At 46.3% G+C, this 25397-nt stretch carries 28 protein-coding genes; 11 read left to right on the top strand and 17 right to left on the bottom strand.

Going from position 1 to position 25397, the window contains the following annotated elements; all coding sequences use genetic code 11:
• Positions 1–15: 15 nt before the first annotated feature.
• Entirely contained in the window at positions 16–1182 is a 1167-nt protein-coding gene (gene metK / locus IEN92_RS03125; protein ID WP_216160534.1) for a methionine adenosyltransferase, read from the bottom strand.
• 201 nt (positions 1183–1383) lie between these two features.
• Here metK and IEN92_RS03130 point away from each other — a divergent pair, with 201 nt between their 5' ends.
• Genes IEN92_RS03130 through dapF form a run of 3 tightly spaced genes read left to right on the top strand, consistent with a single transcriptional unit; the run spans position 1384 to position 4074 of the window.
• Positions 1384–2244 carry a lysophospholipid acyltransferase family protein gene (locus IEN92_RS03130; RefSeq protein ID WP_370623860.1) on the top strand — a complete coding sequence of 287 codons (861 nt, stop codon included), beginning with the start codon at positions 1384–1386 and terminating at the stop codon, positions 2242–2244.
• Between the two features lie 22 nt (positions 2245–2266).
• On the top strand, positions 2267–3166 hold the full coding sequence (locus tag IEN92_RS03135; RefSeq protein WP_216160536.1) for a lipid A biosynthesis acyltransferase: 900 nt from the start codon (positions 2267–2269) through the stop codon (positions 3164–3166).
• 53 nt (positions 3167–3219) lie between these two features.
• Entirely contained in the window at positions 3220–4074 is an 855-nt protein-coding gene (dapF, locus tag IEN92_RS03140; protein WP_216162133.1) for a diaminopimelate epimerase, read from the top strand.
• Between the two features lie 12 nt (positions 4075–4086).
• On the opposite strand, the gene pyrE is transcribed toward dapF, so the two are convergent.
• Positions 4087–4755 carry an orotate phosphoribosyltransferase gene (gene pyrE / locus IEN92_RS03145; protein WP_216160539.1) on the bottom strand — a complete coding sequence of 223 codons (669 nt, stop codon included), beginning with the start codon at positions 4753–4755 and terminating at the stop codon, positions 4087–4089.
• 8 nt (positions 4756–4763) lie between these two features.
• Between pyrE and IEN92_RS03150 the strand changes: the two genes are divergently transcribed.
• The gene (locus tag IEN92_RS03150; protein ID WP_216160542.1) at positions 4764–5546 is read left to right on the top strand and encodes an exodeoxyribonuclease III; all 783 of its coding nucleotides are present in this window, start codon (positions 4764–4766) and stop codon (positions 5544–5546) included.
• 3 nt (positions 5547–5549) lie between these two features.
• Here IEN92_RS03150 and IEN92_RS03155 read toward each other — a convergent pair whose 3' ends face one another.
• The 12 genes from IEN92_RS03155 to gatC form a co-directional block, all read right to left on the bottom strand.
• Entirely contained in the window at positions 5550–6911 is a 1362-nt protein-coding gene (locus IEN92_RS03155; protein ID WP_370623861.1) for an AmpG family muropeptide MFS transporter, read from the bottom strand.
• Positions 6874–7467, bottom strand: a complete 594-nt coding sequence (metW, locus tag IEN92_RS03160; RefSeq protein WP_215374374.1) for a methionine biosynthesis protein MetW — start codon at positions 7465–7467, stop codon at positions 6874–6876. Before metW ends, IEN92_RS03155 begins: the two co-directional genes overlap by 38 nt.
• Positions 7464–8603, bottom strand: coding sequence for a homoserine O-acetyltransferase (locus IEN92_RS03165; RefSeq protein ID WP_215374377.1), 1140 nt, complete (start codon positions 8601–8603; stop codon positions 7464–7466). The genes metW and IEN92_RS03165 overlap by 4 nt, the downstream gene beginning before the upstream one ends.
• The gene (gene slmA, locus IEN92_RS03170; protein WP_215374380.1) at positions 8600–9250 is read right to left on the bottom strand and encodes a nucleoid occlusion factor SlmA; all 651 of its coding nucleotides are present in this window, start codon (positions 9248–9250) and stop codon (positions 8600–8602) included. Before slmA ends, IEN92_RS03165 begins: the two co-directional genes overlap by 4 nt.
• A 9-nt stretch (positions 9251–9259) precedes the next feature.
• Positions 9260–10162, bottom strand: coding sequence for an acetylglutamate kinase (gene argB / locus IEN92_RS03175; protein WP_216160545.1), 903 nt, complete (start codon positions 10160–10162; stop codon positions 9260–9262).
• Positions 10163–10175: 13 nt separating this feature from the next.
• Positions 10176–10553, bottom strand: coding sequence for an RNA polymerase-binding protein DksA (gene dksA / locus IEN92_RS03180; protein ID WP_050747259.1), 378 nt, complete (start codon positions 10551–10553; stop codon positions 10176–10178).
• 222 nt (positions 10554–10775) lie between these two features.
• On the bottom strand, positions 10776–11834 hold the full coding sequence (locus tag IEN92_RS03185; RefSeq protein WP_216160548.1) for a GTP-binding protein: 1059 nt from the start codon (positions 11832–11834) through the stop codon (positions 10776–10778).
• Between the two features lie 68 nt (positions 11835–11902).
• Positions 11903–12904 (bottom strand): tyrosine recombinase XerC, encoded by a 1002-nt coding sequence (locus IEN92_RS03190; protein WP_215374390.1) that lies wholly within the window; start codon positions 12902–12904, stop codon positions 11903–11905.
• A complete protein-coding gene (locus IEN92_RS03195; protein WP_216160551.1) occupies positions 12885–13559 on the bottom strand; it encodes a DUF484 family protein in 675 nt (224 codons plus the stop codon). Before IEN92_RS03195 ends, IEN92_RS03190 begins: the two co-directional genes overlap by 20 nt.
• Positions 13560–13594: 35 nt before the next feature.
• Positions 13595–15064, bottom strand: coding sequence for an Asp-tRNA(Asn)/Glu-tRNA(Gln) amidotransferase subunit GatB (gene gatB / locus IEN92_RS03200; protein WP_216162137.1), 1470 nt, complete (start codon positions 15062–15064; stop codon positions 13595–13597).
• Positions 15064–16581 carry an Asp-tRNA(Asn)/Glu-tRNA(Gln) amidotransferase subunit GatA gene (gatA, locus tag IEN92_RS03205; protein WP_216160553.1) on the bottom strand — a complete coding sequence of 506 codons (1518 nt, stop codon included), beginning with the start codon at positions 16579–16581 and terminating at the stop codon, positions 15064–15066. Before gatA ends, gatB begins: the two co-directional genes overlap by 1 nt.
• Entirely contained in the window at positions 16578–16871 is a 294-nt protein-coding gene (gene gatC / locus IEN92_RS03210) for an Asp-tRNA(Asn)/Glu-tRNA(Gln) amidotransferase subunit GatC (RefSeq protein WP_215374398.1), read from the bottom strand. Before gatC ends, gatA begins: the two co-directional genes overlap by 4 nt.
• A 61-nt stretch (positions 16872–16932) precedes the next feature.
• Here gatC and IEN92_RS03215 point away from each other — a divergent pair, with 61 nt between their 5' ends.
• From IEN92_RS03215 to rodA, 5 genes are read left to right on the top strand one after another with little or no spacing between them, the layout of a single operon-like run.
• Entirely contained in the window at positions 16933–17976 is a 1044-nt protein-coding gene (locus IEN92_RS03215; protein WP_215374401.1) for a rod shape-determining protein, read from the top strand.
• Between the two features lie 24 nt (positions 17977–18000).
• Positions 18001–18936, top strand: coding sequence for a rod shape-determining protein MreC (gene mreC / locus IEN92_RS03220; RefSeq protein ID WP_216160558.1), 936 nt, complete (start codon positions 18001–18003; stop codon positions 18934–18936).
• On the top strand, positions 18933–19457 hold the full coding sequence (gene mreD, locus IEN92_RS03225; protein WP_216160561.1) for a rod shape-determining protein MreD: 525 nt from the start codon (positions 18933–18935) through the stop codon (positions 19455–19457). Before mreC ends, mreD begins: the two co-directional genes overlap by 4 nt.
• An 8-nt stretch (positions 19458–19465) precedes the next feature.
• On the top strand, positions 19466–21373 hold the full coding sequence (mrdA, locus tag IEN92_RS03230) for a penicillin-binding protein 2 (protein ID WP_216160564.1): 1908 nt from the start codon (positions 19466–19468) through the stop codon (positions 21371–21373).
• Positions 21355–22506 carry a rod shape-determining protein RodA gene (gene rodA / locus IEN92_RS03235; RefSeq protein WP_215374410.1) on the top strand — a complete coding sequence of 384 codons (1152 nt, stop codon included), beginning with the start codon at positions 21355–21357 and terminating at the stop codon, positions 22504–22506. Before mrdA ends, rodA begins: the two co-directional genes overlap by 19 nt.
• A gap of 81 nt (positions 22507–22587) precedes the next feature.
• Here rodA and IEN92_RS03240 read toward each other — a convergent pair whose 3' ends face one another.
• Both IEN92_RS03240 and IEN92_RS03245 read right to left on the bottom strand, forming a co-directional pair.
• The gene (locus tag IEN92_RS03240; RefSeq protein ID WP_087908896.1) at positions 22588–22872 is read right to left on the bottom strand and encodes an HU family DNA-binding protein; all 285 of its coding nucleotides are present in this window, start codon (positions 22870–22872) and stop codon (positions 22588–22590) included.
• Positions 22873–22985: 113 nt separating this feature from the next.
• The gene (locus tag IEN92_RS03245; RefSeq protein ID WP_255539749.1) at positions 22986–23276 is read right to left on the bottom strand and encodes a hypothetical protein; all 291 of its coding nucleotides are present in this window, start codon (positions 23274–23276) and stop codon (positions 22986–22988) included.
• Positions 23277–23507: 231 nt separating this feature from the next.
• Between IEN92_RS03245 and IEN92_RS03250 the strand changes: the two genes are divergently transcribed.
• Complete coding sequence (locus tag IEN92_RS03250; RefSeq protein WP_370623899.1) at positions 23508–24404, top strand: aspartyl/asparaginyl beta-hydroxylase domain-containing protein; 897 nt, start codon at positions 23508–23510, stop codon at positions 24402–24404.
• 1 nt (position 24405) lies between these two features.
• Here IEN92_RS03250 and IEN92_RS03255 read toward each other — a convergent pair whose 3' ends face one another.
• Positions 24406–24702 carry a DUF167 domain-containing protein gene (locus IEN92_RS03255; RefSeq protein ID WP_216160570.1) on the bottom strand — a complete coding sequence of 99 codons (297 nt, stop codon included), beginning with the start codon at positions 24700–24702 and terminating at the stop codon, positions 24406–24408.
• A gap of 22 nt (positions 24703–24724) precedes the next feature.
• On the opposite strand from IEN92_RS03255, the gene can reads away from it, so the two are divergent.
• Positions 24725–25390 carry a carbonate dehydratase gene (can, locus tag IEN92_RS03260; protein ID WP_215374420.1) on the top strand — a complete coding sequence of 222 codons (666 nt, stop codon included), beginning with the start codon at positions 24725–24727 and terminating at the stop codon, positions 25388–25390.
• Positions 25391–25397: the final 7 nt, after the last annotated feature.

Raw genomic sequence — 25397 nt, forward strand, 5'->3', positions numbered from 1 at the left:
TTAAAGCATTAGAGCTTATAGGCCAGCAGCTGCACGCAATGCAGCAGCCTTATCAGTCTGCTCCCAAGTAAATTCTGGTTCCTCACGGCCAAAGTGGCCATAAGCTGCAGTTTTACGATAAATTGGACGCAACAGATTGAGCATCTTCACGATTCCCTTCGGACGCAAGTCAAAGTGCTCAGAAACCAACTGGGCAATTTTCTCGTCAGAAATCTTGCCAGTGCCAAAGGTACTGACCATCACAGAGGTTGGTTTAGCAACACCAATTGCGTATGAGATTTGAATTAAGCACTTGCTTGCCAAGCCAGCAGCAACGATATTCTTGGCTACATAACGACCAGCGTAAGCAGCTGAACGATCTACCTTAGAGGGATCCTTGCCTGAGAAGGCGCCACCACCATGTGGGGCAGCGCCGCCATAGGTATCAACGATGATCTTGCGACCAGTTAAACCGCAATCACCTTGTGGGCCGCCGATAACAAAACGACCTGTTGGATTCACTAGAAAATTAATTGCGCCCTTAATCAAATGCTTAGGCAAGACTGGCTTAATGATTTCTTCGATCACTGCTTCACGCAATTTTTCGAGAGAAATATCTTCATCGTGCTGAGTAGATAAAACGACTGTATCAATGGAGTCAGGCTTACCATCGACATAGCGCAAGGTCACCTGGGACTTTGCATCTGGGCGCAACCAATTCAAACGGCCATCACGACGCAGCTGAGATTGACGCTCTACTAAACGGTGCGACAAGTGGATTGGTAAAGGCATGAGCTCTGCGGTCTCGTCACAGGCATACCCAAACATCAAGCCTTGGTCGCCAGCGCCCTGATCTAAACCATCATCATGTGCCTTATCAACGCCTTGGGCAATATCAGGGCTTTGCTTGTCATAGGCAACCAATACAGCGCAACCTTTGTAATCAATACCGTAATCTGTATTGTCGTAACCGATTTCGCGCAAAGTATTGCGAGCCACCTGAATGTAATCAATGTTCGCATTGGTAGTGATTTCACCAGCCAGAACTACCAAACCGGTATTACATAAGGTTTCTGCTGCAACGCGTGCGGTTGGATCCTGGGCCAGGATGGCATCCAAGATGGAATCAGAAATTTGGTCTGCTACTTTATCGGGGTGACCTTCAGAAACAGATTCTGAGGTAAAGAAGTAATCGTTTGCCATTGCATATTCCTTTAAAAATTAACACGATCTATGGGACAACTCGACGTGCCAGGAACCACAACGGCGACGCTTTAGCAGAATTTATGAATCGCCCTGCAAGTTGCCTTAACTCAGCGATGGATCAATTCTATCCCAAATAGGCGCTCCCATCAAGGCGCAGATAAATTTGGCCCTAGGGGCAGCATTGAATATCATTGGGGGGTGAGAACACTTCTTCTTAAGCTCAGCCTCAAAGCGATTGCCGCACTCCCCCTCTCCTTGGTCCAGATTATTGGGTCATTTTTTGGCTTGCTAGCCTATGTTGGCTCAAAACAATATCGCTCACTGTTTCGCCCTCAATATGAGAGAGTTGTAAAACTTCACGGCTTGCCATGCAAACTTTGGGAAGCGATTCGAGCCTCAGGAATGCTGTTCTCAGATAGCTTATGGATCTGGCATAACCCCGAGAAAGCACTCAAATTAGTTGAAGTGACAAACTGGGATGTAGTAGAAACTGCTATCAATGAAGGCCATGGATTAGTGATGCTAACGCCTCACCTTGGCGGCTTTGAAATTATTCCTCGGGTATTGGCACAACATTTTCCAGCAACTATTTTGTACAGGCCCTCACGTCAAGAGTGGCTCAATGAAGTAGTGGAAACAGGGCGCGCGTATCCCAATATGCATTTTGTCCCCACTAACCTCAATGGCGTGCGCCAAATGACGCGGGCACTCACGCGTGGTGAAGCAATCGGCATTCTTCCCGATCAAGTACCTAGTGGTGGAGAGGGTGTTTGGGTGCCCTTCTTTGGACGTCCTGCATACACCACACCATTGCCCGCCCGACTTGCGAATCGCAACAATACCCCAGTGGTGATGTTCACTGCTAAACGAAAGAAGATCGGTGAAGGCTGGCTAATGCAAGCCACTCGGCTCACTCCACTATCTGAGAACGCCAATATTGCAGCTGCAGAATTAAATGTTGCCATTGAAAATGCGGTCTTAGTTGCTCCAGAACAATTTATTTGGTCATACAACCGCTACAAGCATCCCGCCGGTGCAGAATTGCCACCAACTCCTTAATAGAACTTTATTATTTTTTGAAATGACCTGGTTATCCAACCTCTTCAATTTCTTAGGGCTCAGCTTACTGCGCCTCTTTGCCTTCCTTCCCTACTTCATAACAATTTATGTAGGTTATGCACTTGGTTGGCTTGCTGCCCATATTCCCAATAGCCGCTCCCGAGTGGTTAAAACGAATTTGCGACTGTGTTTTCCCAGTCTCACTGAAAAAGACATTGATGCCCTCGCACTAGAGCACTGGAAATTATTTGGTCGTAGCGTAGTTGAACGCAGCCGAGTATGGCTTGGGACTAGGAAACAAATTCTTGCGTTTGTTTCCATCAGCTCAGAAATTGATCTTGGCGACAAGAAACCACGCATCCTAGTAAACCCCCATTTTGTTGGTCTCGAGGGGGGCTTCATGGCGTTTTCTGCCTTAAGCGCTCGCAATCATTGGCCCAATGGTGTTGGTTTATATCAAAAAATGAAGAACCCGCTTTTTAATCAGAAGATGGTGCAATGGCGCGATCGATTTGGAGGTCAATCGATTGAAAGGCAGCATCGCTTGCGCGATCTGCTCCGCGAGCTCAAAAGTGGCAATGTAGCCATCATTGCTCCAGACATCGACTTAGGACCACAGGATTCTATTTTCGTACCCTTCTTTGGCATTCAGACTAGCACTGTGGACTCAGTATCACGCCTAGCCAAGCTTACCAATGCAGAAGTCAATCTCATGACCACAACTCTGAACAAAGATCGGAAAGGTTATACCTGTCACATTAGCAAGCCACTTCCCAATTTTCCGAGTGATGACCCAGAAAAAGATACCGCGCGCTTAAATCAATACATTGAAGAACTTGTTCGTGAAAGACCGGCAGAGTACTATTGGGTACATAAACGTTTTAAACATAGACCGCCTGGCGAACCCAGCCTTTACGATTAAGTAGAACTATTTTGAGCACACATTCACCGACACGGAAGTTGCGCTTCACCAAAATGCATGGTGCTGGCAACGATTTCATTGTGCTCAATGGTATCGATCAAGATCTGAGTGATATCTCTACAGAGCAGTGGCAAACCTTAGCTCATCGGCAATTTGGTGTTGGTGCTGATCAAATTTTGATAGTAGAAAAGGCTACTCACCCTGATGCAGATTTTCGCTATCGCATTTTTAATGCTGATGGTGGCGAAGTAGAGCAATGTGGCAATGGCTCCCGCTGTTTTGTTCGCTTTGTTTTAGATCAAGGCTTATCGACTAAAAACCCATTGCGTGTTGAAGTAGCACATACCGTCCTTACACTGAAATCCCACCCCGATGGTCAAGTTGAGGTGGATATGGGTGCGCCCATTTTTGAACATAATCAGATTCCATTTAATGCGAATGGCTTAGCAAGTGTTCAAGAGTTTCAGGAAATACTTTATGCACTTCCTTTAAATCAGCCGGCCACTCATGACAGTCTCGTCGGGGTTATCTCAATGGGTAACCCTCATGCGGTTCAAGTAGTTGCTGATGTCGATAGCGCAGCTGTTTTAGAAGAAGGTCCAGAAATTGAAAGCTATCCGGCGTTTCCCAATAGAGTCAATGCGGGCTATATGCAGGTCATGAATCGCCATGAAATCAAATTGCGCGTCTATGAACGCGGCGCTGGAGAGACGCTAGCCTGCGGTACGGGCGCCTGTGCGGCGGTTGTTTCAGGAATCCGCAGAGGTTTATTAGACTCACCCGTAAAAGTTCATACTCGCGGGGGCGATTTACAAATTGCTTGGGGTGGTATTGCGCACAATATTGTTCAGCCAGTCATCATGACAGGCCCAGCAGTTACCGTCTTTGAAGGTGAAACAGAAATCTAAGAGAGTGCTGCCTTAGATTCCGTATTGGTCTCGATAAGCCTTCACTGCCGGCAAGTAATTGCTGAGCTCAGTGTCGCTAGATGCGGTTAAGAAAGCCATTAAATCTGCTAGGTTAGCAATCGCAATGACTGGCAAACCAAATTCTTGTTCAACCGCTTGTACAGCGGAGTGCTCGCCGATCTCGATAGCATTGCCAGAACGCTCCATCCGATCTAAGGCAATTAAGACTGCTACCGGCTCTGCACCAGCCCCCCGAATAAGATCGACGGATTCACGTACAGATGTTCCTGCAGAAATCACATCATCAATGATGACCACTTTCCCCTTAACTGGGGCACCAACTAATGAGCCGCCCTCACCATGATCTTTAGCTTCTTTACGGTTATAAGCAAAAGGAATGTTTAAACCCCCATCAGCTAAGGCAATTGCAGTGGCAGCCGCTAATGTGATGCCCTTGTAAGCTGGGCCATAAAGCATATCGAACTGAATTTTGGATTCTTTTAGAGCATTAGCGTAGTAACGACCCAAGGCGCTTAAACGAGCTCCATCATTAAATCCTCCCGCATTAAAAAAATATGGCGAGAGTCTGCCTGCTTTGGTTTTAAACTCCCCGAAGGACAAAACCTTTGCCTCCAAGGCGAAGTGAATAAATTTATCTTGATTTGAATTATTTGAGCTCATAGGCCTACATGTTACGCATCATTTCAGCGAACCTCAACGGTATCCGTTCTGCAGTCAAAAAGGGCTTTCTGCCCTGGGCTGTTCAACAAAAGGCGGACTTCATTTGCATGCAAGAACTCAAGGCTCAACGAGATGACCTAGAGGACGCAATTCTGAACCCCGATGGGATGCATGGCTTCTTTCACCATGCCGAGAAAAAAGGCTATAGTGGCTGCGGTATCTATACCCCCCATAAGCCAGATGAGGTCTTATACGGCTATGGGAATGAAGAATTTGATGCAGAGGGTCGCTATGTCGAGGCGCGCTTCAAAGGCTTATCGGTGATTTCCGTCTATATGCCTTCAGGCTCAAGCTCACCCGAGCGCCAAGAGGCTAAATATCGCTATCTCGACAGCTTTTTGCCTCACCTGGTCAAGCTCAAGAAATCGGGGCGAGAAATCGTGCTCTGCGGCGACGTTAATATTGCCCATCATGAAATCGATCTTAAGAACTGGAAGGGTAATATTAAAAATTCTGGTTTTTTACCTGAAGAGCGTGCCTGGCTAACGAACTTATTTGATCAGGTAGGCTATGTAGATGTCTATCGCAAACTTGAACCTGATGCTGGAGAGTCTTGCTACACCTGGTGGAGTAATCGTGGTCAAGCTTATGCCAAGAATGTCGGATGGCGAATTGACTATCACATCAGTACACCAAGCATTGCTGCTAGTGCAATCAAAACATCAGTCTACAAAGATGAGCGCTTCTCAGATCACGCACCACTCACGGTTGACTACGACTGGAAGCTTTAAAAACTATTCGATTTCTTTTTTAATCTGAACGACATTGAAGTGAATCGTTGCCCAAATGAGTATGAGAACTGGGGCGCCAATAATGGCGGTGCCGTAGAAAAATGCTTGATAGCCATAGTTATCAACAAAAACGCCCGAGAAGCCTGCGAGCCACTTAGGCAACAAAAGCATCATTGAACTAAAGAGAGCGTATTGAGTTGCTGAATACCGAATATTGGTCAGGGCAGATAAGAATGCAATGAAAGCGGCACTAGCAATACCTGAGCTCAAATTATCCGCAGAGATAACCCAAATCAAGCCCTGTAAATCATGCCCTTGGGTTGCAAGCCAGGCGAACAATAGATTGCTTACTGCTGACAGCACAGCACCCACAAATAGAATTCGCAGAACGCCAAAACGCAGTGTCAGTACTCCACCAATGAAGGCGCCAACCAGAGTCATCACTACGCCAAACACTTTGCTCACAGCAGCTACTTCATCTTTGGTGTACCCCATGTCTACATAAAATGGGTTGGCCATAATTCCCATCACCACATCGCTGATACGGTACACGGCAATGAGAGATAAAATCAATACTGCATGCCAACGATAACGCGTAAGGAACTCTGCAAATGGCTCCACCAAGGTTTGATAAAGCCATGCTTTAGCGGTGCGCACTTTGGCTAATTCATATCGCGCAGGTTCTTTACTCAATAAGGTGGTGATTACACCAACCCCAATAGATGCGGCCATACAAAGATACGCAAACTGCCAGGCACTGGCATCATAACCACTGCCAGATTCTGCTCTGGCAGCAAGCCATAAAACGCCTGCACCAGACCAAATTAAAGCGAGTCGATATCCTGTTTGATAAGTAGCTGCTAAAGCAGCCTGATGATCACTATTAGCAGACTCAATCCGGAAAGCATCTAATGCTATATCTTGCGTTGCTGAACCAAAGGCAACTAGGAGGGCACACCATACTACTGAGTTCAAGGCAAGCTTTGGATCCAACGTCGACATCGCCACAAGACCTAAGATGATGAGCGCCTGAGCAAAGAGCAACCAGCTTCGGCGACGCCCAAAGAGTTTGGTTAAAAGCGGAATTTGCAGGCGGTCAACCAGTGGCGCCCAAGCCCACTTAAAGGCATAAATCAAGCCCACCCAAGTTAAGTAGCCAATGGTGCTGCGATCAATGCCAGCCTCACGTAACCAGAAGCTCAAGGTTCCTAGAATCAGCAACAGAGGAAGCCCTGCAGAAAAACCCAGAAACAACATGCGAAGACATGGCCATTCGAGATAAACCCGAAACTCACTCAGCCAAGACTGAACTGCTTTGAGCACGGATTTAGGCGCTGCGAACGCGGAAGAGTGCCAAACTGCCAAAAAGATTTGGCAGTAAGGTGACCTGTTGTCCCTCGTGCAAGATACATTGATCTAGCACTTTGAGGCCCAGGCTTGAAGCTAAATTTTCGAAGTCGGCCACCGTGAGTACGCGCACATTAGGTGTGTTGTACCACTGATAGGGCAGGCTCTTAGATACTGGCATGCGGCCTAGTCCAACTGCCAAACGATGTGACCAATGGCCAAAGTTCGGGAAAGAAACAATGCATTCTTTGCCAACACGCACCACTTCACGCAAAATCGTTTCGGTTTCATGAATGGTCTGCAAAGTCTGAGAGAGCACAACAGTGTCAAAACTAGCATCCTCGAAGAGTGCAAGGCCACCTTCTAGATCTTGCTGAATGACATTCAGCCCTTTTTGGACACAAGCGAGTACGCGTGCGTCATCGATCTCAACACCATAAGCATGAACTGGCTTTTGTGTTTGCAAATACTTTAAGAAACTGCCATCACCACAACCCAAATCCAACACCTGACTATTGGGAGAAATCCAATTGGCAATCGCTGCAAAGTCTGCCCGCTTATGCATCACGATCATGACTGGACCTCCAGCATTTGCGCAAAGTAGGCTCGCACCAGGTTGTGATAGCGCTCATCATCTAACAAGAATGCATCATGTCCATGAGGTGCATCAATTTCAGCGTAGCTCACTTCACTCTTATTGCTCAGCAAAGACTGAACAATCTCGCGACTACGGTTGGGCGGGAAGCGCCAATCGGTTGAGAAACTCACTACCAAGAATTTTGCTTGTACTTCAGCTAAAGCACGATTCAAGCTACCGTCATAACGACGAGAAGGATCAAAATAATCCAGGGCACGAGTAATTAACAAATACGTATTGGCATCAAAGTAAGTGGAGAACTTATCTCCTTGGTGACGCAAATAACTCTCAACCTCAAACTCGACATCAAAACTAAAACGATAATCGTTTGATTCGCCATGAGGGCGCTGTAACTCACGGCCAAATTTTTCAGCCATGTCGTCGTCAGATAAATAGGTGATATGACCAACCATACGCGCTAAACGCAAACCACGTTTAGGCACTACGCCATGCTCGTAGTAATTGCCGCCATGAAAATCTGGGTCAGACAAAATGGCATTGCGTGCTACCTCATTAAAAGCAATGTTCTGTGCGCTCAATTTTGGAGTAGATGCAATCACGACACAGTGGTCTAAGCGCTTTGGAAACTGGATAGCCCAAGCCATCGCTTGCATACCACCCAAACTACCTCCCATGACTGCAGCAAACTTACGAATACCCAATTTATCTGCAAGACGTGCCTGGGTGTTTACCCAATCCTCAACAGTAACAACCGGGAAGTCTGCGCCATACGGCTTACTAGTCTCTGGGTTGATGCTCATTGGCCCAGTAGAGCCAAAACAGGAGCCTAAATTATTCACGCCAATCACGAAGAAATGATCGGTATCTACAGGCTTGCCGGGGCCGATCATGTTGTCCCACCAGCCAATATCTTCTGGATCCTCTGGGCTAGGGCCTGCTACGTGATGCGATGCGTTGAGTGCATGACAAATTAGAACCGCATTACTTTTATCAGCATTGAGCTTGCCATAAGTTTCAATGACTAAATCATAGCCAGATAACATGGCGCCACTCTGCAAAGGCAGGGGCTCGGCAAAATGGATGGTATTTCTAGAGAGGTGTAACTCGCTCATTCTGAGAGAAGGATGCGCAGACTAATTTCAGAGGCTTCTGTTGGCAATTTTTTGAAACCGCTGCGAGCGAATCGATGCCAACGACCCAAAACAAAACTCATCAACAAGGCAGCACGAATACTCACCTCGTCTTGACTGACCTTTGCCCAAGCCCCGCCTTGAGTTTGTGCAATACGTAAAGCCTGCTTTAGAGAAGCTTCCACGCGATCAAGAACCTGAGTAATTCGCTCTTGCAAACGATCATCCTCTTGTAACAAAGCATCGCCTAAAAGAACGCGGGTCATACCAGGATTCTTCTCAGCGAAGAATAAAAGCATTTGCAAGATTCCTCTAGCCTGAGCAAGACCAGATTCTTCTTTTTGATTGATTTGATTAATTAAGCCAAAGACAGTTTGCTCAATAAAGGAAATCAAACCCTCGAACATTTGCGCTTTACTCGCAAAATGACGATACAAAGCCGCTTCTGAAACTTGAATCTTCGCTGCTAAAGCCGCAGTAGTAACTCGCTCACTTTTAGGGTTCTGCAACATCTCAGCAAGCACTTGCAGAATTTGCAGACGGCGCTCGCCTGGGCGAGGACGCTTACGCGTCTTGCCAGCATCTACGCTGCTGTCGTCGAGATTGATCGGCTCTAAAGATGAAGGCATATGGTTTGCTTATCTCGAACGAATCATCGTACCGAAAGCTTGCTCGGTCAAAATTTCTAAAAGGAGAGAGTGCTCAATCCGTCCATCAATAATGTGTACAGAGTTCACGCCACTTTTTGCTGCATCTAAAGCAGAAGAGATCTTCGGTAGCATGCCGCCAGAGATAGTGCCATCTGCAAAGAGCGCATCTATTTCTCTAGCTGTTAAGTCAGTAAGTAATTTGCCATCTTTATCCATCACGCCAGGAATATTGGTCATCATCACCAATTTCTCTGCATGCAAGATTTCAGCCATCTTGCCAGCAACCAGATCCGCATTGATGTTGTAAGCCTGGCCTTCTTCGCTAAAACCAATTGGAGAGATCACTGGAATAAAGGCATCGTCTTGAAGGGCTTTAACGACCGCAGGATTGATGGCTTCAATCTCCCCCACAAAACCCAGATCAATTTTTTGACCAGGATCTGTATCGCTTGGCACCATCATCTTTTTCGCATGAATCAAGCCGCCATCTTTACCAGTCAAGCCAACTGCTTGGCCGCCAAAGTGATTAATCAACATCACAATATCTTGCTGGACTTCGCCACCAAGCACCCACTCCACCACTTCCATGGTTTCTTCATCGGTGACGCGCATGCCCTGTATGAAGGTACCTGCTTTGCCAATCTTTTTTAATGCCTCATCAATTTGTGGGCCGCCGCCATGAACCACTACTGGGTTCATACCAACCAACTTCAACAAAATGACATCACGTGCAAAACTTTCCTTCAGACGCTCTTCCACCATCGCATTTCCACCGTACTTAATCACGATGGTTTTGCCGTGATATTGACGAATGTAAGGCAATGCCTCAGCCAATATCTCTGCTTTTAATATGGGAGGAATATCCCCCAAAGTTGGTAAACGTTCAGTCATGTTGAATCAGAATTTATTCGCCAAACAATTTTTGGCGGAGTTCACGACGCTCTTGAGCCTCAAGAGATAAGTTGGCTGTAGGCCTTGCAATTAAACGGTTTAAGCCAATTGGCTCGCCAGTCTCTTCACACCAACCATAGTCGCCTGATTCAATACGAGCCAATGCCTGTTCAACTTTTTTAAGCAGCTTGCGCTCACGATCACGCGTGCGCAATTCCAATGCATGCTCTTCTTCAATAGTTGCACGATCAGCAGGATCTGGAACTAGAATATTTTCACGTAAATGCTCCGTAGTCTCCGAAGCATTCTTCAAAATGTCGTCTTTGAGAGTCAACAGCTTCTGACGGAAAAAATCTAACTGAGCTGCATTCATGTAGTCCTTGTCGGACATTTTGAGCAATTCCACTTCAGTTAATGGCGCACCTTTTGCAACCTTAGTGCTCGCAACCTTGCTGCTTGCTTTTGCAGCGGTCGCTGGTTTTGTTGCTGTTTTTACCGTCATCTCATTCTTTCCTGGTTTGAAGCATTATTGCCCCATTCTGCCAAACTTTTACGGCCCTTTTATTAATATTCATCAATCTTGACCGTGGCGGCGGATTGTACCCGAATCTTCCTAGGCCAAACATCCCTCAAGCCCAGCCAGTAGGGTGTCTTTAGGCAGATCGATGCCTATGAAGACCATCCGAGTTTGCTTAGGCTCAGCACCCCAAGGGCCTGCCAAATCGCTCCCCATCATCTGATGAACCCCCTGGAAGACCACTTTTCGGTTACTTCCCTTGACATACAGGACGCCCTTATAACGCAACATCTTCTCACCAAAGACCTCCAAAATGCCTCCCAGGAAGTCTTCCAGCTTTTTATGATCAAAGGGTTTATCACTACGAAAAATGAAGGATTGGATGCGATCTGTGTGGCCCGCATGGCCGTGATGATCATGACTATGATCGTGCCCACAAGTGCTGTGATCATGATCGTGTGAATGGTCATGCCCGCAATGCTCATGATCGTGGTCATCTTGCTCTAAAAAATGAGGGTCAATATCCAGCTTCGCATTCAGGTTGAAGCCTTTGAGATCTAAAACCGCATCTAATGGCGCCACTCCTTTAGAGATTCCTGTAATTGGGGCTCTCGGGTTCATGTGCATTAGACGACCACGCAAGGCATCCACCTCAGCGGGAGTAACGAGATCGGTCTTGGTAATAAAGATTTGATCTGCAAAGCCTGCTTGGCGCTGCGCCTCTTCATGCTCATTGAGCTGTTGCTGCCCATGTTTGGCATCCACTAAGGTCACAACAGCATCCAATACGTAATGATCAGCCACATCATCATCCATGAAGAATGTTTGGGCTACTGGGCCTGGGTTAGCGACTCCAGTCGTTTCAATGACAACGCGATCAAACTGAATTTTTTTATCTTTGCGTTGCTCCCAAAGCGTATTTAGCGCTTCAACCAGGTCACCGCGAATGGTGCAACAAATACAGCCATTGCTCATTTGCACAATATTTTCTTGATTGTCTTGAACCAAGATGTCGTTATCAATATTCTCTTCGCCGAATTCATTTTCGATGACCGCAATTTTTTTACCATGTTGCTCAGTCAGAATATGTTTGAGCAAGGTGGTTTTTCCACTGCCCAAGAAGCCCGTCAAAATGGTTACCGGAATTAATGCCATGAATGATCCAATCAAAATCTAGAAACTGATTTACCCAAGGTGGGAAACCTACTATCTTACCGAGTTCCTCAGCCTTTGCCAGCCTTTGCGCGAGGATGCGCTTTATCGTATGCCTGAGCGAGGTGTTGAAAATCTAGTGAGGTATAAATCTGAGTGCTCGCGATACTGGCATGCCCCAGCATCTCTTGAACAGCTCGCAAATCTTGTGATGATTGCAATACATGGCTGGCAAAGCTATGGCGCATCATGTGAGGGTGTACATGAGTGGGCAATCCAGCTCGCATTGCTAGCGTTCGCAAACGCGCTTGCACTGTTCTAGGCGATAAACGCTTACCCGTTGCAGATAAAAAAAGCGCCTGAGATTGCTCAACAAAACTAGCCCCATCACGCATTTGCCGCCACTGCAGGAGTGATTGCATGGCAGGCGCGCCCACCGGAACAGAGCGCCTCTTACCGCCCTTACCCAAGACCGTCACTTCAGCGGCGTCCCAGTCTAACCAGCCCGCAGATTCATGTTGTCGATCTTTGCTTTGCATCACATCAATCCCCAGGAGCTCAGAAAGACGCAAGCCCGAGGAATAGAGCAAATCAATAATGGCTGCATCTCGAATGGATTCCAAATCTTTTTTTTCTTCTGCCTCTTTAACCGCCTGGTTGACTAAGGAAAGTGCTTGCTCGACTGACAAGGCTTTAGGCAAGGATTTGAGGCGCTTAGGAGCCTTCACATCATCGACTGGATTGGCAATTAAATTGCTTGCAACCTTCCCGGCACGGGCATCTCGGCGAGCATCTTTCTCTGTTAACCAGTCATACCATCCCCGCCATGCTGAAAGCGCTCTAGCAATACTTCGGGATGAATTACCTTTGGAATGCAAGCGTCCAGCCCAACGACGCACATGGCCATTGCTGACTTTTAATAAATCAATGGAATCTTCGAGAGCAAAATTTTGTAGATCGCTTAGATCCATACCATACGCCTTCAGCGTATGCGGTGATAGTTGACGCAGTACATGTAACTCATGCAGATATTCCTGCATGAGAGGATGAAGTTCAGTCGCCTTTAATTTCATAAGCCTGGATACGATCCAAAGCTGCTGCGGTAAGTTCGGCAATCTGACGCAAATAGAAAGCGCCCATATCTGCTGTAAAACGGGTTTCGTCTTTACTAGCTAGCAACAGCACTGCCGGCGATTGGTTAACGCCAACACTTTTACCTAAGGGCAAGCCAATGGCAACCATGCTTTGCCACTCAGGATCAATCGTGGTTTGGCTGGCTAGTAAATCCACGCTGGCTGCTGCGAGCTCTTTAGCTGAGCCACAAAGTGGTGTATCAATCCAGGGGCCAAATGCAGAATTTGGCGATAACAATTGCGCAGACTCCACCTCAAACACCTCTGACAATCCCGAAGTAATTGCAGCCTCTACATCAGCCTTATTGTTTGCCTTCATTAGACATAACAACCAAGCTACTAAACTTTGTTGAGTCTTGTCGTTGCGGCTACCAAAGTGCAGCATCTCACTTAAGCGACGATTGAGCTCTTGATTTTGGGTGCGCAAGACAGTCATCTGCCGCTCTTGCAATGAAATCGTACGATCTTCATGGGGATGCTTAATGCGAATCTCATTAAAGAGATCGGCATAACGATCAAAAAAACCTGGGGTTGCCCGCAACCACTCAGCAACTAACTCTTCTTGCTCCGCCTGCTTTGGATCTATTGCGCTCATCTATTTCTTTCTTAGCCTGCTCTTTATTAACCTACTTAACTCAGCTTTTTACGCAAGAGCTCATTTACCTGGCCAGGATTGGCCTTGCCTTGTGATGCCTTCATGATCTGACCCACTAGAGCATTGAATGCCTTCTCTTTACCAGATCGGAACTCTTCTGCTGACTTCTGATTAGCTGCCAACACCTGATCAATGATGGCTTCTAGGGCGCCACTATCACTAATCTGCTTCAAGCCTTTGGCATCAATAATTTGATCGACCGAGCTCATCGCTTTACCTGCAATAGCCTCTTCCCATAGAATCGCAAAAATATCTTTAGCAATCTTGTTAGAGATCGTGCCATCCGCAACACGGGTGAGTAATGGAGCCAAATGCTCGGCTTTTAATGGAGCATCATTGACGGCAAGGCCCGCACGATTTAATGAAGAAGCGAATTCACCAGCGATTAAATTTGCTGCAGCTTTTGCTAATGGCTTACCAACAATTGAGAGAAGCTCTTCAAAGACGGCAGCAGTATCACGATCTTGCGTTAGTAACTGAGTATCGTAAGCACTCAAACCATATTCCTTTTGCCACTGCTCACGGAGCTGTGCAGGAAGCGCAGGCATCTTGCTGCGCACAGCACCAATCCATGACCCATCAATGACTACAGGCAATAAATCTGGATCAGGAAAATAGCGATAGTCATTTGCATCTTCCTTGCTACGCATACTGCGTGTTTCGCCACGGTCAGGATCGTACAGGCGGGTTTCTTGAACAACCGTACCGCCATCCTCAATTAACTCAATTTGACGACGCACTTCATATTGAATCGCCTCTTCCAAAAAACGGAATGAGTTTAGATTCTTTATCTCGCAACGGGTACCAAATTCTTTTTGCCCCATCGGACGAACTGAAACGTTGGCATCGCAACGGAAAGAGCCTTCTTGCATATTGCCGTCACAAACGCCAAGCCAAACGACTAGGGTATGTAATGCCTTGGCATAGGCAACTGCTTCGGCAGCACTTCGCATTACAGGCTCAGTCACGATCTCTAAAAGCGGTGTGCCTGCTCGATTTAAATCAATGCCGCTAGAGGCTTCACCATGGGGGCCAATAAAGCCCTCTTCATGAACGGATTTGCCAGCATCTTCCTCCATGTGGGCACGTGTCAGCTGCACAAGCTTCACCTCATCACCAACCAAAATTTCTAGCTGGCCTCCAACGACAACGGGGATTTCCATCTGGCTAATTTGATAACCCTTAGGCAAATCAGGATAGAAATAATTCTTGCGCGCAAAAATGCTGGCAGGTGAAATCTTTGCGCCTACAGCCAAGCCAAAACAGATCGCGTGCTCAACCGCCTGGCGATTGAGAACTGGTAACACGCCTGGTAATGCGAGATCTACTGCACAAGCTTGTGTATTTGGTTCTGCGCCAAAGCGTGTGCTTGCACCACTAAATATTTTTGAATTCGTTTGTAATTGCGCGTGGGTCTCAAGACCAATAACGACTTCCCATTGCATCATGCCACCTCGCTTGCTTGACGTAAATGCCAATCAGTGGCTTGTTGGTATTGATGCGCTACCTGCAATAAACGTGCTTCAGAAAAATAATTGCCAATTAATTGCATACCAATGGGCAAATTGCTGGGATTAAATCCACAAGGCGCACTCATTGCTGGTAAGCCCGCCAAATTTGTTGAAAGGGTATAAATATCCTCCAAATACATTTGTACCGGGTCTTTGGATTTCTCCCCTAGTCGCCAAGCCACATCAGGCGCAACGGGCCCGAGGATGACATCACACTCCTTAAAGGCTGCCTGAAAATCCGCGGCAATAATGCGACGAATTTTTTGTGCTTGCAAATAGTAAGCATCGTAATATCCATGACACAAGACATAAGTGCCGATCATGATGCGTCGCTTTACTTCAGCACCAAAACCTTCAGTTCGCGACTTCTGATACATATCACCAAGATCTTTGTATTCACTAGCGCGATGTCCGTAGCGAACACCGTCAAAGCGACTTAAATTACTGGATGCTTCTGCAGGAGCCAAAACGTAATACACCGGAATAGATAATTTCGTTTTCGGCAAACTCACTTCGACTAACTTTGCACCTAAACTCTCAAACACTTTGGCGGCCTCATGCACTGACTTAGCAACATCTGTAGCTAAACCCTCTGCAAAGAATTCTTTTGGTAGGCCAATGCGTAAACCCTCAAGTGGTTTCGCAGCGTTCGCGTCTTTTTCTTGCCATGCTTGATTGAGGTAACGACCATAGTCTTCACCAGAATCTGCAAGCGATGTGGAATCGCGCGGATCATGAGAAGACATAGCGGAAAGTAACAATGCGCAATCTTCAGCAGTCTTTCCCATGGGACCTGCTTGGTCCAATGAAGATGCGTAGGCAATCATGCCGTAACGCGAGACACGCCCATAAGTTGGTTTAATTCCAGTCAGACCACAAAATGCCGCTGGTTGGCGTATTGAACCGCCCGTATCTGTGCCGGTTGCAATTGGGGCTAATCCCGCTGCAACAGCTGCGGCAGAGCCACCTGATGAACCGCCTGCAACATGAGCGGAGTTCCAGGGGTTGAGGACAGCGCCATAGGCAGAGTTCTCATTGGAAGAGCCCATAGCAAATTCGTCCATATTGGTTTTGCCCAAGCAAACCATGCCGGCACCATTCGGATTGCCCTCATCCGGAATTCCCAAATTGGCAACCACGGTTGCATCAAATGGGCTTTGATACCCATCCAAAATTTTCGATGCCGCAGTCGACTTCCAGCCGCGTGTCACAAAGACATCTTTGTGAGCGACCGGGATACCTGTTAATTTTCCTGCTTTACCAGAAGAGATTAATTGATCTGCTTTATTGGCTTGATCTAAACTTAAGTGAGCACTTACATCTAAGTAAGCATTCCACCGCTTTCCAGCCTCAATTCTGTCTAAAAAGTACTGGGTTAACTCGGTACTAGAGACTTCTTTTGCAGCCAAGGCTTTCGCCATTAGAGCGATCGGGGTGTTGTGCCAGCTCATTCAATCACCTTGGGAACTAAGAAGTAGCCATCTTGCTGGGCTGGGGCAGACTGCATATTTTCAGCACGATGATCCGACTCGGTAACCTGATCGGCGCGCAAAGGCTGGGCCAAATCCCGCAAAAAGAGGATCGGATGAGCTAAAGGCTCAAGACCGCTGGTATCGACGGCTTGCATTTCTTCAACCAAAGAAAAAATAGCCTGCAATTGAGGCAAAACCGCTTCAGCTTCTGCTTGGTTTAACTCAAGCCTGGAAAGGTGCGCAATGCGCTGGACATCATCAAGATTCATGGGGCGCTAGAGTATCATTCCTATATATTTTTATTAACAACTTCTATTTTCCCACTACATCATGTTTGGTTTTTTCCGCAGCTACTTTTCCAATGACCTAGCCATCGACCTAGGAACCGCCAACACCTTAATTTACATGCGTGAGCGGGGTATTGTCCTCGATGAACCCTCGGTTGTGGCGATTCGCCAAGAAGGTGGCCCAAATGGCAAAAAAACCATTTTGGCCGTCGGAAAAGAGGCAAAAGCGATGTTAGGTCGGGTTCCAGGAAATATTGAGGCCATCCGCCCAATGAAGGACGGCGTTATTGCCGACTTCACTATTACCGAACAAATGCTCAAGCAATTTATCAAGCTTGTGCATGAAAGCAAATTATTAAAACCAAGCCCACGCATCATTATTTGCGTTCCTTGTGGCTCCACTCAAGTTGAGCGTCGTGCCATTCGTGAATCTGCATTAGGTGCAGGCGCATCACAAGTATTTTTGATTGAAGAGCCAATGGCTGCCGCAATCGGTTCTGGACTGCCAGTTTCTGAAGCAGCTGGTTCGATGGTAGTAGACATCGGTGGCGGCACTACAGAAGTAGGCGTAATGTCATTAGGTGGCATGGTCTACAAAGGCTCTGTGCGTGTTGGTGGCGATAAGTTTGATGAAGCCATTACCAATTACATTCGTCGTAACTACGGTATGTTGATTGGTGAACAAACTGCTGAACAAATTAAGAAAACTATCGGCTCTGCTTTCCCTGGTGCTGAAGTGCGCGAGATGGAAGTTAAAGGTCGCAATCTTTCTGAAGGCATCCCCCGTAGCTTCACTGTCACTAGCAATGAAATTTTGGAAGCGCTCACTGATCCATTGAATCAAATTGTCACCGCAGTCAAAGCGGCTCTCGAGCAGATTCCGCCTGAGTTGGCGTCCGACATTGCTGAGCGCGGCATGATGCTTACTGGTGGCGGCGCCCTTTTGCGCGACCTTGATCGTCTCTTGCTCGAAGAAACTGGCTTGCCAATTCATGTGGCAGAAGATCCATTAACTTGCGTGGCTCGTGGTTGCGGTATTGCACTTGAGCGCATGGATAAGTTAGGCGGAGTGTTCTCGCACGAGTAAGCGACATACACGTCGACTAGGGAATTGCAACATAGCGCTCCACCACTTTTCAGACAGGGCATTCCGGCCTTACTCAAACTGATTGTCTGTCTGTCGATCAGCATCGCTCTGATGCTGATCGATTTTCGTTTCAAAGCACTCGATCCAATTCGCAATAATGTGAATTGGATTTTGCGCCCCCTTGAATATGTCATGATGACGCCACGCAATGCTTATGAAGCAACGTCAGAATATTTCACTACGCGCTCAACGCTTGATCAAGAAAATCAAGTCATGAAAGCGCGGCAAGCAGAGCTCTCTTTACTAGCAAATCAATCTGAATTTCTCATGGTAGAAAACCAGAATTTGCGTGAACTGATGGCGCTCCAAAAACAAGTTGCCTTCAAAACCTTACCGGTAGAAATCCTCTTTAACCCACCAAATCCGATCTCTCAACGGATTGTGATTAATCGTGGCAGTAATGACGGCCTGAAACTAGGCAACCCTATTGCCAATGAGTCCGGCATTCTTGGGCAAGTTGTCCGCCTCTACGATCGTTCAGCTGAGGTTTCTTTGCTGGAGGATCGCGACTTTGCGGTTCCCGTCCAAGTTGCTCGCAATGGGCTAAGAGCGGCTGTTTTTGGGGCAGGCCGCGGCAATCCCCTAGAACTACGCTATCTACCAGTTGCTAGCGACCTAGAGGTTGGAGACATCTTATTAACCTCCGGAATTGATGGCGTTTATCCGCCAGGATTTGCAGTGGCCATCATCAGCAAAATTGAACGAAACGCCGACAAGAACTCTTCCAATGTCTTTTGCGTTCCGGTGGCTGCAGTCAATCGCTACCGCCAAGCCTTGGCATTTTTATACGATCCACAGTTTGACGCTAAGGCACCGACGCTCAACAATAAGTCAAGCAGTGGCGCTTCACAAACGAATGCACCCGGTCGCCGTCAAACGCGCGCAAGGGGAATGCAATGATTGATTTCCAAAGCGGCTATATTCTGCGTCCGGTAAATCCGGTGTTTATTTACTTCAGCCTCTTTTGTGCGCTGCTCTTAAATTTATTGCCTATCGGTAACTATGGCTGGGTTCCCGACTGGTTGATTTTGTGTATCGTGTTTTGGAACATTCACCAACATCGTTATGTCAGTGTGATCACCGCTTTCATACTTGGCTTAATGATGGATGTGCATAACTCGGATCTTCTAGGTCTTCATGCCTTTAGCTATTCCCTTGTGGCATACCTTGCCATCTCCTGGCATAGACGGATTGTTGCGTTAACTGTTTTATCCCAAGCCCTACACCTGCTACCAGTCTTCTTGCTCGTCTCTTTATTTCCAGTATTAGTGCATTGGTTACTCAGCGGAGAGCTTTACTGGTGGGCCCTCACAGGGGCTATACAGGCTTTTATTGAGGCAATGCTTTGGCCAGTGGCTACGCACATATTGCTTGCGCCTCAGCGTCGCCCGATTGACGTCGATCACAATCGGCCACTCTAAGAAGCTGTATGGTTTCATTTAAAAAACCAGATCTCGACTCATTTCAAGAGCGCATTCATATTGCGACTTTGTTTGTTACCTTTTGCTTCTTGCTACTGGTAACGCGCTTGGTATGGCTCCAACTCATTAGCCACAGCAAATACTCCTTACTTGCAGAAAGCAATCGTATTGCTTTAGTACCTGCCCCAGCAAATCGCGGATTGATTATTGACCGTAACGGTCTTGTGATTGGTAGGAACTACTCTGCTCTTACGCTCGATGTGAATGCCGAAGAGGTGAAAGGCAATGTAGATCAGCTGATTAATGAGCTTTCTGAAATTATTGATATTTCCCCCAGAGATCGCCGAAATTTCAAGCGCTCCCTGGAAGATTCTCGAAATATGGGCACTTTTCCACTGCGTTCAATGCTCAATGAGACCGAAACAGCCCGGTTTATGGCCAATCGCTACCGCTTTCCAGGGGTTGAGATTCGGGCTAGAAGCTTCCGTGAGTACCCCTATAACGAACTAGCCTCGCACCTTATAGGCTATATCGGACGAGTTTCTCAAAAAGATAAAGAGCGTATGCAGGCTGAAATTGAGGGTGCCAAGGCAGATGATCCTGATGCCCTGCAAGCCTCCTTTTTGCCTGGCATTCAGTACGTTGGGAAAATTGGCTTAGAGCAAAGTTACGAAAACGTTCTACGTGGTGTGCCTGGGTACGACCAAGTAGAAATTACTGCTGGCGGAAAACCGGTTCGCACACTCTCTAGCGCACCTTCAGTTCCTGGAAAAAATATTGTTCTCTCGGTAGACATCAAGTTGCAATATTTAGTTGAACAGTTGTATGGAAACTTTCGTGGTGCATTCGTAGCAATTGAACCAGCGACCGGAGATGTGCTCGCCTTCGTATCCAAGCCCAACTTTAACCCGAATGATTTTGTTGAAGGAATTGATTCGGTTACCTGGAAAGAGCTCAATGACTCTCCACAAAAGCCGCTCTATAACCGCCCGCTCAAAGGCATCTATCCACCAGGCTCAACGTATAAGCCTTTCATGGCATTAGCTGCCTTGGAAAATAAAAAGCGTACGCCATCACAAACTATTTCAGATCCAGGTTATTTTGATTTTGGTAATCACACTTTCCGTGACGATAAGAAGGGTGGTCACGGTATTGTGGATATGCAAAAGTCTATTGTTGAATCTTGTGATACTTACTACTACATGCTTGCTCGCGATATGGGTGTGAATATGATTGCTGACTTTATGAAGCCGCTTGGCTTTGGTCAGATCACTGGGATTGATTTGCAGGGTGAAGCAAAAGGGGTCCTTCCTTCCACAGAGTGGAAAAAGAATACTTTCAAAAAACCAGAGCAACAAAAATGGTATGAAGGTGAAACGATTTCTTTAGGCATCGGCCAAGGCTACAACGCTTTCACTATTTTGCAGTTGGCCCATGCGATGGCAAACGTTGCAAACAACGGGATTGTGATGAAGCCACACTTAGTTAAAGCGATTGAAGATCCATTTACCCGTAATCGCGTTTTGACAACACCCAAAGAGAGCTATCGAATCGACCTCAATGCCGAAAATATTGAAGTAATCAAAAAAGCCATGGTCGAAGTGAACAACTCCGGCACATCTGCTGCAGCGTTCAAAGGTACCAACTATCAAGTAGGCGGAAAAACAGGTACTGCACAAGTCTTTAGTTTGAATTCGAAAGATTACAAACATGGTGCTACTGCAGAGTTCTTGCGTGACCATGCTTTATATATTGCATTTGCTCCTGCAGACAAGCCAACCATTGTAATTGCGATGGTAGTCGAAAATGCAGGCTTTGGTGCGCAGTATGCTGCACCGATTGCACGTCAAGCGCTGGACTATTACATTGAGGGCAAGTGGCCTAAGGAGGTTCCAGAATGGAAAAGAGCCCCTTAATCAAAATTAAATCTGCTTTCTTTAGCATCTTTGCTGGATTAGATCGCCAGCTAGGCCTTATTCTGCTTGGCTTAGCGGCTGTTGGTTTTTTTACATTTCTATCTGCAAGTCAAAACACACCTGTGCAAATTTCTGATGAGCTACGCAATCTTGCTCTCTCATTCTTAGTGATGTGGATCGTCTCTCGTATTCCACCAAAGTGGTTAGAGATGGGGGCTGTTTGGATTTATGGATTCGGCGTTGCCTTGCTCGTTGCAGTTGCAGTATTCGGATTAATCAAAAAAGGTGCACGTCGTTGGTTAAATATTGGCATTGTGATTCAGCCTTCTGAAATCATGAAGATTGCTATGCCTCTGATGCTTGCTTGGTACTTTCAAAAGCGTGAAGGTATTCAGAAGAGTTGGGACTATGGAGTTGCAGCGATCATTCTGGCTATACCCGTTTTTCTGATTGCCCGTCAACCGGACTTGGGTACCGCGCTATTGGTTTTTGCAGCTGGGCTGTACGTCATCATCTTAGCTGGGTTGCCCTGGAAATGGATTTTGCCCTTTGTTGGTATTGGCGTAATTGGCATTCTCTTAATTATTATTTTTGGCGGCACAATTTGTGCACACGATGTTGTCTGGCCATTTGTGCATGACTATCAAAAGCATCGTATCTGTACATTGCTCGATCCAAGTAGCGACCCTCTCGGAAAAGGATTTCACACTATTCAATCGATGATTGCCATTGGCTCAGGTGGATTTTTTGGGAAGGGCTGGTTTCAGGGCACACAAGCCCACCTAGAATTTATTCCTGAAAAACATACGGACTTTATCTTTGCTGTTTTTTCAGAAGAGTTTGGTTTGCTAGGCAACCTCATATTGATTGCACTTTTCTTTGCGCTCATTAAAAGAGGCTTAACTATCTCTTCAAGTGCGCCTAACTTATTTACACGATTATTAGGCGCATCCGTTACGCTCATTTTCTTCACGTATGCATTCGTGAATATTGGTATGGTTAGTGGCTTACTTCCGGTTGTTGGCGTACCGCTGCCATTTATCAGTTATGGTGGTACTGCATTGGTCACCCTGGGATTTGGGGCTGGTATCTTGATGAGCATTCATCGTCATCGCCGCTTAGTCCAAAGCTAATAGAAATTACCTGAGAGCAATCCATTCTTCAGGCAATAAAAAAGCCCGGTATCTCGGGCTTTTTTATTAACAAAGAAAGAATTACTTCTTACGTTTGTTAACTGAATCTTTAAATGCTTTACCAGCAGAAAACTTAACAGTTTTAGCAGCAGCAATTTTGAGTGGCTCGCCAGTTTTTGGATTGCGGCCCATACGTGCAGCACGCTTGCCAGATGCAAATGTACCGAAACCGATCAGTTGTACTGAGTCGCCTTTGGTAACAGCTTTGATAATGTTCTCAATTGCAGAATTCAATGCGAATTCAGCTTTGGCTTTAGAGATCTCCGCGTCGTCAGCAATCGCTGCGATTAGTTCGGCTTTGTTCAAGTGAAGCTCCTTATAGATATTGATGTCAGCGCACATTACGCTTACATGATTTTAACCACAAAAAATTACAAAAATAAAGATGCGATACAGCAATTTTTTACTACGACTACAAATTACTCATCCAAAACGATAATGCCAGATACGAAATATTCTGTATCCCCAAAACAGCTCGTTGGCAAACCAATGTGCTGTTGATATTGAAGGGCTACTTTTTTTCCTAGATTAGCATTAATTTTCTCTGCTACAGCATCTTCAGGCACCGTAAAGTAGAATTTTTCAGACATTGTCCCGGGCATAGAAACCATCGCCAGCTCCCCTTCCCAAGTTTTACAAATAAACCCGCGTTTCGAGAATTTCTGCACATAACCGGCGCGTTCACCGCTGCCATAGCTCCAAGTAAGCATGAACCAGGTGTATAGGGAAATACCCACAACCCCAATTAAAACAAGGCTTAAGAGCCACTTTATGAACCTATTCATACGATCTTCCTAGACTAATATCCACATAAACCCTAATCGGGCACCCGAACCTATCTTTGCTAAGTATATGTGCATCCCTGCTGAAGAAATAGCCCATTGGACAAGCTTAGGCAAATTAAAATGGATGCACTTACTTAATTGGCTAACTCTATGCAAATTCGTCATATCGTCTTTTTTATTTTTATAGTCTCAGCCTTATATGTTTATTTCAGAGGCAAAGTACGCTTTGGAATTGTGCGCTCACTAATGGACTATCAAGTTCTATTAGCCCCAATTAATACGCTTTTATATTTATTTTCCAAAGTAAAGGCGTCAGCCTATATTCCAGTAAGTCAGTTTCCAGAGATGAAGCCTTTGCAAGATAACTGGGAAACGATTCGCCAAGAAGCCCTTTCATTAAACGCAGACGGCGCCATTGCAGCTGCTACCGGTTATAACGATATTGGCTTTAATTCCTTCTTTAGAACGGGCTGGAAGCGTTTTTATCTCTATTGGTATGGAAAGGACTTGCCTTCAGCCCAATCGAGCTGCCCAAAGACTGTTGCCCTGCTTAAATCGATTCCCTCGATTAAGGCGGCGATGTTTGCCTCTTTGCCGCCTGGAGCAACCCTAGTACGCCATCGCGACCCTTATGCAGGCTCACTGCGCTACCACATTGGCCTAGTCACACCGAATGATCCCAAATGCTTTATCGAGGTCGATGGTGAACGCTATTTTTGGAAAGATGGCGAGCCCGTCATGTTTGATGAGACCTATATTCACTTTGCTGCGAATGAAACCGATCAACAACGCATAGTGCTATTTTGCGATGTTGAGAGACCGGTTTATACAAAAGTAGTGCGCTGGCTCAATCGCTGGTTTGGTCACTACGTGATGAGTGCAGCCGCGTCTCAAAATGTTGAAGGCGAAAAAGTTGGGGCTGTAAATGTTCTGTTCAAGTATTTTTATCAACTCAGAGCCCAAGCAAAAAAACTGAAAGCATCACATCGCAGCGTTTATTACATCGGTAAGTGGGTGTTGATCCTAGGGCTCTTGTGGGCAATTTTTTGGTGACTTAGGGGTTTAGGGCCAAAATAATTTGTTCCGCGCTAATCGGGCCCCAAACCTCCACTCGCTTTTTTCTGCTGTTTTGCCCCGAAACGAATTGAATTTGCTTTTGAGGCAGCTTCAACTGCTTCGACAGCCAGGCAAGCAATAGCTCATTTGCTTTATTTTCTTGAGCCGGAGCCTGAAGAGAAATCTTGAGGCACCCATCATGCAAGCCCACCACTTTGGTTTGCTTCGCACCAGGCTGGCAATGCAGATTTAACGTAATTCCGTTAGGGGTTTGTTTTAACCAAATAGGCGTCATTAAAGTACTTTAAACTTAAACCATGATTATGAAGAACTCCAAAGCATTGGAACACCTATTCGAAAACAATCGCGAATGGGCTGAGGGCATGGTTGCGAAAGATGTTGATTTTTTTAAGCGACTGGTTAACCAACAGGCTCCGGAATATCTCTGGATTGGCTGCTCTGATAGTCGCGTGCCTGCCAATGAAATTGTTGATCTTTTGCCCGGCGAATTATTCGTTCACCGCAACGTTGCTAACGTGGTCGTTCATACCGATTTAAATTGCTTATCGGTGATTCAATTTGCAATTGACTTATTGAAAGTCAAACATATCTTAGTGGTTGGTCACTATGGTTGCGCGGGCGTGCACGCTGCACTAAGCGATCTACGCGTAGGTCTTGCGGACAACTGGTTGCGGCATGTAAAAGACGTTCATCAAAAACATGAGCGCTACTTGGGAGAAGTTTTACCAACTCCCAAACGCCAAGATCGCCTATGTGAGCTCAACGTGATTGAACAAGTTGTGAATGTCTGCGAAACCACGATTGTTCAAGATGCTTGGGCACGCGGCCAAGACCTCACCGTGCATGGCTGGGCTTATCGTTTAGATACTGGAATTATCAAAGACCTGGGAATGTCTTGTAGCTCCATTGATGAAATGGAAGAGCGCTATCAAAAAACTCTAACGCGCTACGAATCTGAGTAAATTTCAT

It is taken from the genome of Polynucleobacter sp. MWH-Creno-3A4 (assembly GCF_018881885.1).
Classification (GTDB): Bacteria; Pseudomonadota; Gammaproteobacteria; order Burkholderiales; family Burkholderiaceae; genus Polynucleobacter.

Bases quoted from the DNA above. Each gene is read 5' to 3' on its own strand.
- metK (WP_216160534.1), bottom strand. From the start codon at position 1,182: ATGGCAAACGATTACTTCTTTACCTCAGAATCTGTTTCTGAAGGTCAC.
- IEN92_RS03135 (WP_216160536.1), top strand. From the start codon at position 2,267: ATGACCTGGTTATCCAACCTCTTCAATTTCTTAGGGCTCAGCTTACTG.
- dapF (WP_216162133.1), top strand. From the start codon at position 3,220: ATGCATGGTGCTGGCAACGATTTCATTGTGCTCAATGGTATCGATCAA.
- pyrE (WP_216160539.1), bottom strand. From the start codon at position 4,755: ATGAGCTCAAATAATTCAAATCAAGATAAATTTATTCACTTCGCCTTG.
- IEN92_RS03150 (WP_216160542.1), top strand. From the start codon at position 4,764: ATGTTACGCATCATTTCAGCGAACCTCAACGGTATCCGTTCTGCAGTC.
- metW (WP_215374374.1), bottom strand. From the start codon at position 7,467: ATGATCGTGATGCATAAGCGGGCAGACTTTGCAGCGATTGCCAATTGG.
- IEN92_RS03165 (WP_215374377.1), bottom strand. From the start codon at position 8,603: ATGAGCGAGTTACACCTCTCTAGAAATACCATCCATTTTGCCGAGCCC.
- slmA (WP_215374380.1), bottom strand. From the start codon at position 9,250: ATGCCTTCATCTTTAGAGCCGATCAATCTCGACGACAGCAGCGTAGAT.
- argB (WP_216160545.1), bottom strand. From the start codon at position 10,162: ATGACTGAACGTTTACCAACTTTGGGGGATATTCCTCCCATATTAAAA.
- dksA (WP_050747259.1), bottom strand. From the start codon at position 10,553: ATGTCCGACAAGGACTACATGAATGCAGCTCAGTTAGATTTTTTCCGT.
- IEN92_RS03185 (WP_216160548.1), bottom strand. From the start codon at position 11,834: ATGGCATTAATTCCGGTAACCATTTTGACGGGCTTCTTGGGCAGTGGA.
- IEN92_RS03190 (WP_215374390.1), bottom strand. From the start codon at position 12,904: ATGAAATTAAAGGCGACTGAACTTCATCCTCTCATGCAGGAATATCTG.
- IEN92_RS03195 (WP_216160551.1), bottom strand. From the start codon at position 13,559: ATGAGCGCAATAGATCCAAAGCAGGCGGAGCAAGAAGAGTTAGTTGCT.
- gatB (WP_216162137.1), bottom strand. From the start codon at position 15,064: ATGCAATGGGAAGTCGTTATTGGTCTTGAGACCCACGCGCAATTACAA.
- gatA (WP_216160553.1), bottom strand. From the start codon at position 16,581: ATGAGCTGGCACAACACCCCGATCGCTCTAATGGCGAAAGCCTTGGCT.
- gatC (WP_215374398.1), bottom strand. From the start codon at position 16,871: ATGAATCTTGATGATGTCCAGCGCATTGCGCACCTTTCCAGGCTTGAG.
- IEN92_RS03215 (WP_215374401.1), top strand. From the start codon at position 16,933: ATGTTTGGTTTTTTCCGCAGCTACTTTTCCAATGACCTAGCCATCGAC.
- mreD (WP_216160561.1), top strand. From the start codon at position 18,933: ATGATTGATTTCCAAAGCGGCTATATTCTGCGTCCGGTAAATCCGGTG.
- mrdA (WP_216160564.1), top strand. From the start codon at position 19,466: ATGGTTTCATTTAAAAAACCAGATCTCGACTCATTTCAAGAGCGCATT.
- rodA (WP_215374410.1), top strand. From the start codon at position 21,355: ATGGAAAAGAGCCCCTTAATCAAAATTAAATCTGCTTTCTTTAGCATC.
- IEN92_RS03245 (WP_255539749.1), bottom strand. From the start codon at position 23,276: ATGCTTACTTGGAGCTATGGCAGCGGTGAACGCGCCGGTTATGTGCAG.
- IEN92_RS03255 (WP_216160570.1), bottom strand. From the start codon at position 24,702: ATGACGCCTATTTGGTTAAAACAAACCCCTAACGGAATTACGTTAAAT.
- can (WP_215374420.1), top strand. From the start codon at position 24,725: ATGATTATGAAGAACTCCAAAGCATTGGAACACCTATTCGAAAACAAT.